We start from the raw sequence: 8516 nt of genomic DNA, 5'->3' as shown, positions 1-8516 counted from the left end.
TGGGGCACGGCGCGTTCTGGCGGTTGCGATCTGCGTGACACTGGCCGCGACCCTCAGCCTGATCGCAATGAACGTGCTGCATCTCGCGACCTTGCTCACGATCATGCCGTTGCTCGTGGCATGTACGTTCTGCTTCGGACTGGCCGCGCCCAGCGCGACGCGCGGTGCGCTCGACCCCATGCCCGAGCTCGCAGGCGTGGCGGGCGGCCTGTTGACATCGGTGCAGATGCTCTGCGGCGCGGCATCGAGTTCGGTGGTTGCGTTGTTGTTCTCGACATCCGGCCCCCAGGCGATGAGCGGCGTCATGTTCGCGTGCGCGCTGCTTGGCGCAATCACGTGGATCTGGGTCGGCAAAAAGGGACACAGTGAAGTGCGTCGGGCTGCCGCGTAAATCGCGACAGCTTCCAAGCTCACATCGAAGATTTCTTTGATTCCGTGTCAACACACTCGGCGATGAGGCGTTAAACATGTAATCGCGACACGCAAGCCGCGACACTGTTAAACAACCACGAAGGGTCTTACCGCCATGAAAAAGCAATTCGTTGCTGCATCGCTCGCCGCCTTGTTTTCCGCTGCTGTGTTCGCACAAGCTTCGGCTCCTGCTGTAGCGCCCGCAGCTCCGGCTGCAACCACGGCAGATGCTGCGCAACCCGCGAGCGCACACAAGGCCAAGAAGCATCATCACAAGAAGCACCACAAGAACACGACTGCAGCTTCGGCGATCCCTTCGTCGGCAGCAAAGCCCTAAGTTTGGGGAGCAGTAAAAGCCCGGTCTGACCGTCGCGCCGTCTCAAGAAAAGTACCTTTATCGAGGTATCGGACGGCGTAACGCGGGGCTTTGAGTTGGCGGCTCGAATGCGCATCATTGCGTGTTCGAGCCGTTTTTCGTTGGGCTTTCACGGTTGGTAAATCGTAAAGCAGGATCGGCTGATGTGTCGTTTTGGAAAGCGATCCGCCGAGGCCTTTCCCATGCTCGGGTCCCGCGACGTGTATCATCCACACCACGCGGCTTTTTGCGCCGCCGTTCCTTCATTGCGCTGCTTGCCGTGTTATCGCCAGGATATCGCGCCCGCCGCTTCACGCGCGCTTGAACCGAACGCGCAACCTTCAGCTCTTTTCCGTACAGATGGCACTCTCCGAACTCAAACGGCGCCGCACGTTCGCGGTCATTTCCCACCCTGACGCGGGCAAAACCACGCTGACCGAAAAGCTCTTGCTGTTTTCGGGCGCGATCCAGATTGCCGGCACGGTGAAGGGCCGCAAGAGCAACCGATACGCAACGTCCGACTGGATGGAAATCGAAAAGCAACGCGGCATTTCCGTTGCCAGTTCCGTCATGCAGTTCGAATATGGCGATTGCGTCATCAACCTGCTCGATACCCCCGGTCACGAAGACTTCTCCGAAGATACGTATCGCGTCCTGACGGCCGTCGATGCCGCCGTGATGGTGATCGATGGCGCGAACGGCGTCGAAGCCCAGACGCTCAAGTTGCTCGAAGTCTGCCGCAGCCGCCGCACGCCGATCCTCACGTTCATCAACAAGATGGACCGTGAAGTACGCCAGCCGCTCGAATTGCTCGACGAAATCGAGCAGCATCTCGGCGTCGCCGCCGTGCCGTTCACCTGGCCTATCGGCATGGGCAAGGAATTCCAGGGCGTCTATGACATCGAGCATGATCAGGTGCGCGTGTTTCGCGCGGGGCAGGACACGGCGGGCGGCGCGGTAGAAACCGTGCACGCCCTCGACGATGCCGACGGCGAACGCCGTTTTGGTGCGAGCTGGGCGCGTGCGAAAGAAGAGATCGATCTGATCACGGGTGCTACGCCGGCGTTCGATCGCGCCAAGTTCCTGGCCGGCGAGCAGTCACCGGTGCTGTTCGGATCGGCGATCAACAACTTCGGTGTGAAGGAAATTCTCGACGCGCTGGTCGAGCTGGCGCCGCCGCCCGCCATGCGGATGTCGGTGCAGCGTCCTGTGTTGCCCGAGGAGCCGCGTTTTACAGGCGTGGTGTTCAAGGTGCAGGCGAATATGGACCCGGCGCATCGTGACCGCGTGGCGTTCATCCGCGTGTGTTCCGGGCATTTCGAGCGTGGCATGGCGCTGAAAGTGACGCGCTCGGGCAAGACGTTTCGCGCGAGCAACGTGGTGACGTTCCTCTCGCAGCGCCGCGAGACGGTGAGCGAGGCCTATCCTGGCGATATCATCGGCATTCCGAACCATGGCACGCTGAGTCTCGGCGATACCCTGACCGAAGGCGAGATGCTGCAGTTCGTCGGATTGCCGTTCTTTGCGCCGGAAATTTTCCAGACGGTGGAAGTCGTCGACCCGATTCGCGCGAAGCAGTTGGGCGAAGCGCTGCGGCAACTCGGCGACGAAGGTGCGATCCAGGTGTTCCGTCCTGTGCTGGGCGGCTCGACCATTCTGGGCGCAGTCGGGCAGTTGCAGTTCGAGGTCGTGGCGCATCGATTGTCCGCGGAATACAAGGTCGATGTGCGGATCATGCCGGCGCGGTATCGCATGTCGCGATGGGTAACATGCGACGACGCGGCGGAGTTGCGCCGTTTCACCGATGCCTATGCGGCGCGCATCGCGCTGGATGCATCGAATGCGCCGACGTATCTCGCTTCACATGTTTCCGAAATTGATGTCGCGCAGAAGGCCTGGCCGAAGATTGTCTTCAACGAGCTGCGCGAGCATTCGGGCGCTCCGTTTCAAAAGACGATCTGAGGCTGGCGAGTGTGCTCTCGGACGGATCTCGCCTTTGAGCACTCGATATCAAATGAAGGCAGGCGCGGCGCACACTGATGCACGCGCCGCGCCTCGTCCATCACAAGCGATCAATACGTCAGGCCAAATCCAAACGGATACAACGGGTGCGCAGTGTCGTGCGGAAGATCTTCCAGTTGCGCGGCCACCTCGGCCATCGACGAAGGCAACTCAAACGGCAGTTTCCCTTGAGGCTTGCCTTTACCCGTCAACACATCGAACAGTGCCGTGTCGCTCGCGCCGAAATTCGCGAGGATGGCAGTCGCCTTTCCCTGGACATTGGTCAGGATCGCCGGACGATCCATGTAGACCGACACGATCGACTTCGGAGCACTGGCGGCCTGCTTGATCGCCTCGTAGTCCGGATTGCCGTCGACGAACGCAAGGCTGCCTTCATGCTGCATTGCGCCGAATACGTAGTTCGGATGGAGTGTCTCATACGGTGTGCTCACACGCAGGATCGCCACGTCCGCAGCTTGCGGCGTGTCCACGACCTGATAACCATATTTCCGCGCAACGGCAGGGTCGATGCCGTACAGCCAGACTTTCTTGCCGGTATCCGCCATCGGCAGCAGCTTGTCGTTGTTTTGCAGCAGCACCATCGACCGGCGTTGTGCATCGAGCGCCTGGGCCTGGAAGTCAGCGTTGCCCACTATGCCGCTCGCAGCCGTGGCATCGACGTACGGTTGATCGAACAGCCCTTGCTGGAATTTTTGCAGAAGCACGCGGTAGGCTGAATCGGCGAGACGCGCTTCAGTCAGCAAGCCCTGGTTGACGGCCTGAATGATGAAACTGGGGTCGTCTTCCCCGCCGAATTGATCGATGCCCGCGTTGACCGCTTTTACAAAACGCTGCAGACGGGTCGCGTTTTCCATTCCCCACGGCATGCCCAGTCCAACGAAAGACGGTGCGCCGGAAGAGGCGCCGTTCATGCAGTTCGCGTCGCAATCGGAGGCAATGAGCCAGTCCGATACGATCACACCCTTGAAGTTGTACTTGCCCCGCAGCAGGTCCGTCAGAAGCGCTTTGTCGTAAGCGGCTCCGACCTGTTCGAGCGCAATTCCGTCGACCGTCACCGGTCCGTCAGGTTCGGAATAAGTCGGCATCACGGAGCCCACATTGGCGGCGAATGCACCTTCGAACGGCTTCAGATGGTAAGCGTAGTTGTTGCCTGGATAAGTCGCATAGCGGCCGTAGTAGTTGTGGCTGTCGAACCCGGACTTCTGCGCGCCATAGCCGGCCCAATGCTTCACCACGGCAATGACACTGTTCGCCTGAATGCCGTTGCTGCCGCCCTGGAAGCCTTCAATATAAGCCTGCACCTGCGCGCGCGTCAGGTCGGCGTCTTCGCCGAAGGTCCCGTTGATCCGGGCCCAGCGCGGCTCGGTGGCCAGATCGGCTTGCGGTGAAAGCGCTTCGGTAATGCCTACTGCGCGATATTCCTGGCGCGCGATGTCGCCGAACTTGCGCGTAAGCGCAGCATCGCCGATGGCGCCAAAACCGAGGGTTTCGGGCCACTTCGAGAACCCGCTGTCGCCTGCGCTCGCACCGAGCACGTACTGGAAGTGATTGCGCGGGTCCGAGCTGATCGACGCGGGAATACCGAGCCGGGATTGCTCGGCCAGCGCCTGGATCTGGTTGTACTGGTCGGCCATCGTTTTTGCATCGCCGCTCATGCGCGTGATGTAGGTGCTGATGTTCCGGCTGTTGATCTGAGTCTTCAACGTGGCCATGTCGTAGGCCGTGCCCGTGCCCGCACCGGTGGTGTCGTTCAACACAGGAGCCGTGCCGTGCATCATCAAGCCCGCCTTCTCGGCGAGCGTCAGGCGACTCACGAGGTCGCGCGCGCGGACGTCGGCACTCAACCGCCAGTCTTCGTACGGTTCGAGCTGGCCGCTCTTGTCCATGTCCTTGAATGTCAGGCCGTCCCTGGAAATCAGCTTTAAAGTCGTCTGGCTGAAATCCGGTTGCGCGACCGGGGTGTTAGCGGGGTCATCGCTGCCGCAGGCGAACAGGCCAAGCGCGAGCGTCATGCTCGACGCCGTCAACGCTGACCTGTGAAAAACAGATCGTGGGTAAAAGCTCATTCGTGTCTCCTGAAATCGGTTTTTTGGCTACTGTCGAACGACCTTACAAGAAGGCGTTCGACACTTTACCGACCCATTTCAATCGACGTTTTACCGCTGGGTGCATCGTTTATCTTTGAGGAGCGCAGCGTGTAAGCGGGCGTAACTTTTCCGATTCCGGGCGGCTGCCAGCGCACCACTTGCATGTGGACCCACATTCCTGGCTGCTTTGCGGGCATTGCAGCAAGCTATGGGAATTCCTGATGGCGTCAGCAGCGATCTCTGCGCACTATTACGAAGTGAAAGCCAGCATCGAGCCTATGCCAACCAGAACGTCATCACACTTCAGCGACCACATTCGCACCGTTTCCAATCGCATCGCCGTGTTTGCAATGGACGCCGCCGGGCGTGCCGGCGTGTCGCCGCAATCGTTCACCATCCGCACCGGGATCAGCGCGCAGGAACTGGTCGACAGAACCGGCCGCATCGATGCCGCGCGGCACAGGCGGGTCGTCGAACTAATGGCTTATGTCGGCGCTGCTTCGCGCGTGATGCCGGACAGGCCGCACATGTTGTTTCCGGATTTCCCCGTGCTGGGCAACCTGTGCCTCAATGCCCGGACATTGCGCGAAGCGCTGGAGTCGTATCAGACGTTTCGTCCGCTCATCGGCGAGTTTGATTTTCTTGGGCACAGGGAAACACCGGACCACATGCAGTTCGAATACATCGCGGAGTTCGCGCCAGGCAGCGGTTTCCAGGCGCTCTCCAACTTCCAGGTACTCGCCAGCCTGATTCGGGCTTACGACGTATCGGAGCAAACGGTGTTTCACGTTTCGCTCATGGGACCCGCGCTCCCGGGAACGAACGATACCGGCGAGTTCTTCGGCGCAGCCGTGAGGTATCACGCCGATGCAAACCGGCTGCAGTTCTCAAGCGCTCTGCTTGACGTGCCGCTCATCCATTACAACGTCACGCTGGCGCCCTTTCTGCGAGAGCAGGCTCAGCATGAACTGCTGCGCGTTCAAAGAGGGCATCGATTCTCATACAGCGTCGAGCATCTGATCAGCGAAATCATCAAGGACCCGGACGACGAAGGACATACATCGTCGTCATTGCTTGAGCAAACATGCCAGCGTCTGAACACCTCGCGCTGGACATTGCACCGCCGGTTGCAATCCGAAGGATTGCATTTCACCGAACTCGAATCGCGTGTCAGGTCCAAAGAAGCGTGCCGACTGCTCAGCGAGACCGCCTTGAGTCTCGGGCAGATCAGCGAGCAACTCGGCTTTTCGTCGCAGAGCGCTTTCACCCGGTTTTTCCGCACACGGCACGACGTGCCGCCACTGGCGTTTCGCCAGCGTGTCCAGTTGGGCTAATAACCTGCGACGGCTCCTGCCACGCGCCTATTCAGATCGCCGGCGACCCTCAATCCGTGCTCTGCGCCATCTTCACGGGCAAAGGCACGTGTAACCACTTCTCCACGATGCCGTTCAACTCGCCGCTTTTCTTGGCATCGGTGAGGATTGCATCGACCTTCGTCTGCAACTTCGGCTCGCCCTTGTTCAATCCCACATGACATGCCGACTCATGAATCACGTACTTGAGCGCAGGCTTGTTCGTTGCCGATGCCGGTAACGTCGTGGCAATCTTGGTCGCCACGAAATCTCCCGTGCCCACCAGCGGAACCTGACCCGCAAGGTACGCGGAGATCATCCCGCTGTTGTCTTCGAAGCGCTTGATGTTGGTCGATGGCGGCACACTCTTGGTCAGCATCAGATCCTCGAACGTTCCGCGCGCCACGCCAACCGTCTTGCCGGCCATGTCCGCCGGACCATCGATCTTCATGTTCGCCGGACCATACACGCTGTTGTTGTAGGGCGAGTACGACTGCGAGAAATCGATGACCTTGTCGCGCTCGGCATCGCGGCCAAGTGTCGAGACGATCAGGTCCACTTTCTTCGTCTGCAAATAGGGAATGCGGTTGGCGCTCGTGACCGGAACGAGTTCGAGCTTTGCACCGAGTTTCCTGGCCAGCAGGGCAGAGATATCGATATCGAGTCCTTCTAGTTGCATGCTCGGACCCACCGACCCAAACGGTGCGAAATCCTGCGGAACGGCAACGCGCAACACGCCGCGCTTTTCGATGTCATCCAGTGCGTCCGCGTGCGCGGGCGCCACACGCGCAATTGCGCTGAGTGCGACCACGCCAAGTGTCATCAACAACTTCGAAGTTTTCATGTTTGCCCTGAAACGTGGATGGGTGTGCCGCGCGTGCGAGAAGCCCGGCATTGAAAAGTCTATTTGAAAGTCTTTTGTTTTCTAAACGATTCAAAATTGCCGCGCATTGAGACGGCGTACGTTTTTGGCGCGAGGCAGCTCAGCGCCGCTCGATGTTGCTCAATGCGACCCGCCAACGTAGGGGTAAGTCCGCCCGCTCGAGCTTATTGCTCGATTTATTTTCCATTTATTTCCTGAAGCGCAGCAGAAAACCGATATTTTTCCCGACCGGAATTGCATTTTTTCCACCCTACACTGGGCGCTCGAAAATCACGCTCCGGAAATCATGAACGCGATGAACGCCATGAAGTCCACACGGTTCGACCTGCTCGACGGCTTGCGCGGTATTGCCGCGATCGCCGTCATGCTTCATCACTACAGCCAGCACACGGGCTGGGACTGGTTCGGCGGCGCGTGGGTTGCCGTGGACCTGTTCTTCGTGTTGTCGGGCTTTGTGATCGCGCATAGCTACAGCAAGAAGATCCTCAACGGCATGTCTTTCCGCGAATTCGCGTTCGTGCGTCTCGCACGGCTCGGGCCGCTTTATTTATTCGGCTTGGCATTGGGCGTCTGCGCAGTTTTGCTGTCGATTGCAAAAACCGGATTGCCGCAGATATCCAGTTCGCAGTTGCTGAGCGCCGCTGCGCTTGGCGTGTTCTGGTTGCCTTATTTCAATAACATCGCCTGGCCGTTCGGTCAGGACGTGGTCTACGGCGCGGCGTTTCCGCTCAACGATCCGTCCTGGTCGCTTTTTTTCGAGTTGTTCGTCAACGTCGTGTTTTTTGCGTATCTGGCGAAAGTCCGAAAACTGCCGAACGCGATGGTTTCAGTGGTCGCGTTTGTCGCGTTCATTGTCTGCACGCTGATTTTCCACAAGATCAATCCAGGCTGGGGCGCCAGGAGTTTCATGGTGGGTTTTCCGCGTGTGATCGCGGAGTTTTTCGCGGGCGTGTTCATTTTCTCCATCGGGCTTCAGCATAAACATCCGCATCGGCTATTTACGGCCGTGGTCACCGGGGCGGCGTTGCTGGCATTTACCATTGGAGATCCCAGGATTGCGTTCATCAATTCACTGACGCTGGTGCCACTGTCCGTGGCGTTGCTGTGTTCGGTGTCTATCGAGGGTATGGGCAAGCGGATTTGCAAAGTGTTGGGCGAGCTTTCGTATCCGCTTTATGTGATCCATTTTCCGATCTACCGGCTCGTGTTCGAATCCTTCGATGTCCGGTTTCTGAATCCCGTTACGCAGACGTTGATCGTGGCGGCGGTTTCTATCGTGCTGACGCTGGTGCCACTGTCCGTGGCGTTGCTGTGTTCGGTGTCTATCGAGGGTATGGGCAAGCGGATTTGCAAAGTGTTGGGCGAGCTTTCGTATCCGCTTTATGTGATCCATTTTCCGATCTACC

General features: G+C 59.0%; 7 protein-coding genes. 5 read left to right on the top strand and 2 right to left on the bottom strand.

The annotated features are described in order from the left end of the window. From ACRXB1_RS23785 to ACRXB1_RS23775, 3 genes are all read left to right on the top strand, one after another. Nucleotides 1-391: hypothetical protein (locus ACRXB1_RS23785; RefSeq protein WP_449493417.1), on the top strand; the 391-nt coding region annotated here is incomplete at its 5' end. A gap of 135 nt (nt 392-526) precedes the next feature. Beyond that, nucleotides 527-748: a hypothetical protein gene (locus tag ACRXB1_RS23780; RefSeq protein ID WP_449493416.1), complete on the top strand. Its 222-nt coding sequence runs from the start codon at nt 527-529 to the stop codon at nt 746-748. A gap of 378 nt (nt 749-1126) precedes the next feature. After that, entirely contained in the window at nt 1127-2728 is a 1602-nt protein-coding gene (locus tag ACRXB1_RS23775) for a peptide chain release factor 3 (RefSeq protein WP_449493418.1), read from the top strand. Nucleotides 2729-2838: 110 nt separating this feature from the next. Here ACRXB1_RS23775 and ACRXB1_RS23770 read toward each other — a convergent pair whose 3' ends face one another. Then, the gene (locus ACRXB1_RS23770) at nt 2839-4854 is read right to left on the bottom strand and encodes a glycoside hydrolase family 3 N-terminal domain-containing protein (RefSeq protein WP_449493415.1); all 2016 of its coding nucleotides are present in this window, start codon (nt 4852-4854) and stop codon (nt 2839-2841) included. 242 nt (nt 4855-5096) lie between these two features. Between ACRXB1_RS23770 and ACRXB1_RS23765 the strand changes: the two genes are divergently transcribed. Next, nucleotides 5097-6209, top strand: coding sequence for a helix-turn-helix domain-containing protein (locus tag ACRXB1_RS23765; protein WP_449493414.1), 1113 nt, complete (start codon nt 5097-5099; stop codon nt 6207-6209). 49 nt (nt 6210-6258) lie between these two features. On the opposite strand, the gene ACRXB1_RS23760 is transcribed toward ACRXB1_RS23765, so the two are convergent. After that, nucleotides 6259-7071, bottom strand: coding sequence for a transporter substrate-binding domain-containing protein (locus ACRXB1_RS23760; protein ID WP_075358323.1), 813 nt, complete (start codon nt 7069-7071; stop codon nt 6259-6261). A gap of 325 nt (nt 7072-7396) precedes the next feature. Between ACRXB1_RS23760 and ACRXB1_RS23755 the strand changes: the two genes are divergently transcribed. After that, a partial coding sequence (locus tag ACRXB1_RS23755) for an acyltransferase family protein (RefSeq protein WP_449493413.1) occupies nt 7397-8516 on the top strand: 1120 nt, incomplete at its 3' end.

This window comes from Caballeronia sp. M23-90, assembly GCF_053574605.1.
The sequence above is the reverse complement of the archived record's forward strand: the minus strand, read 5'-3'. Positions and strand labels throughout refer to the sequence as shown.

Excerpts from the sequence above, each read along its gene's own strand:
- ACRXB1_RS23780 (WP_449493416.1), top strand. The coding sequence starts at position 527 with ATGAAAAAGCAATTCGTTGCTGCATCGCTCGCCGCCTTGTTTTCCGCT.
- ACRXB1_RS23775 (WP_449493418.1), top strand. The coding sequence starts at position 1,127 with ATGGCACTCTCCGAACTCAAACGGCGCCGCACGTTCGCGGTCATTTCC.
- ACRXB1_RS23770 (WP_449493415.1), bottom strand. The coding sequence starts at position 4,854 with ATGAGCTTTTACCCACGATCTGTTTTTCACAGGTCAGCGTTGACGGCG.
- ACRXB1_RS23765 (WP_449493414.1), top strand. The coding sequence starts at position 5,097 with ATGGCGTCAGCAGCGATCTCTGCGCACTATTACGAAGTGAAAGCCAGC.
- ACRXB1_RS23760 (WP_075358323.1), bottom strand. The coding sequence starts at position 7,071 with ATGAAAACTTCGAAGTTGTTGATGACACTTGGCGTGGTCGCACTCAGC.